At 77.0% G+C, this 1,534-nt stretch carries 2 protein-coding genes; both read right to left on the reverse strand.

Annotation, left to right across the window (positions count from 1 at the left end; translation table 11 throughout):
- Positions 1-215: 215 nt before the first annotated feature.
- Positions 216-1,076, reverse strand: coding sequence for a UbiA family prenyltransferase (locus I59_RS17770; RefSeq protein WP_022905026.1), 861 nt, complete (start codon positions 1,074-1,076; stop codon positions 216-218).
- Positions 1,073-1,534, reverse strand: a 462-nt coding sequence (locus tag I59_RS17775; protein ID WP_022905027.1) for a DMT family transporter, incomplete at its 5' end; no start/stop codon positions are given. The genes I59_RS17770 and I59_RS17775, both read right to left, overlap by 4 nt.

The following is a 1,534-nucleotide window of genomic DNA, read 5'->3' on the forward strand; positions in this document are numbered from 1 at the left end:
GGCATCGGCGCTCGCGCGGCTCTACGCGATGCGGTGGGCCTGAGCGGATCCTCGCGGTGCGGGGCCGGGGCCGGGGCCGCTCACGCGACCGGCGGCTCCGGCGCGAGCGACGCGGCCGGCGGGTTCGGCACGACCGGCACGACCGGCACGACCGCGACTGGCGCGGCCCGCGCGACCGTGACCGGCGCGGCCCGCGCGACCGCCGCTCCCTCGGGTCACGCGACGAGCCGGGCGCCCGCGACGGCGAGCTCGACGACGAGCACGAGCGACGACGCGATGACGAGCCGGAAGAGCGTCCGGGTGGGACGACCGGCGAACACGAGCCGCACGCCGACCACGGCCGACACCACCACGACGACCGTCCCCGCCACGGCCAGCACGACCGCGGACCCGCGTGCAGGACCGGGCCCGCCGAGCTGCCCGCCGAGCACGAGCGCCGCCGCGACGACGAGCGCCCCGAAGGCGAGGACCCCGGCCCCGCGCAGCCCCAGTCGGTGCGGGAAGCCCCGGACACCGGTCGCCGCGTCGTCGAGGAGGTCCGGCAGGACGTTCGTGCAGTGGATCGCGACGCCGAACACCGCGCCGGTCGCGATCGCCCACCACGCCGGCCACCACCCCGCACCCCCGGCCGACACCGCGACGACGGGCAGCAGCCCGAACGCGACGACGAACGGCACCACCGACCACACCGTCCGCTTCAGTCCCGCGTCGTACGCCCACCCGGCGCCGACGAGCACCACGTGCGCGATGCCGGCGACCGGTCCGAGCGGGACCGACAGGGCGACGGCCGCCGCCGCGGTGACCAGCGCCGCGCGCCGGACGGTGCCGACGGCGATCCGCCCCTGCGCGACCGGCTTGTCCGTGCGGCCGACGGCACGGTCGCGGTCGGCGTCGATCCAGTCGTTGGCGAGTCCGATCGAGAGCTGCCCGACGACGACGGCGAGCGCGACGAGGACGACGAGCCACACCGGGTGCCCGACGGCCGCGGCGATCACGGTCGCGAGGACCGTCACCGTCACGGTCGGGCCGGGGTGCGACGACGCGAACAGCAGCCGCGCGGTCGAGGGGTGGCTCACCCCGCCGAGCGTACCGAGGGTCGGCTGCGCGCCGCGCTGCGACGACCCCGGAGCGCCCCGGACGCGAGCGCGATCCCGAGCAGCACGACGAGCCCGCCGACCGGTTCGTTCCACCGCAGCGGCTCGCCGAGCACGACGACCCCGAGCGCCACGCCGACGACCGGCGTCAGGTAGGTCACCGTCGAGGCCCGACCGGCGCCCCATGCCCCGACCAGTCGGGTGTTCCACGCGTAGGCGAGCCCGGTGCCCACCGCGCCGAGCGCGACCATCGCGGCCACGATCCTCCAGTCCAGCCGCACCGGACCGGTCGCGATGACCGGCGCGACCAGGAGCATGAGGACGGCGGCCAGCGTCAGCTGGACGGTGGCCACGGTCGTCGGGTCCTGTCCGCTGCCCACACCGAACCGGCGCAACCAGGCGAGTCCGATGCCGTAGGACGCGGTCATGCCGAGCAGCGC

The organism is Curtobacterium sp. B8 (assembly GCF_000333315.1).
Lineage (GTDB): Bacteria > Actinomycetota > Actinomycetes > Actinomycetales > Microbacteriaceae > Curtobacterium > Curtobacterium luteum.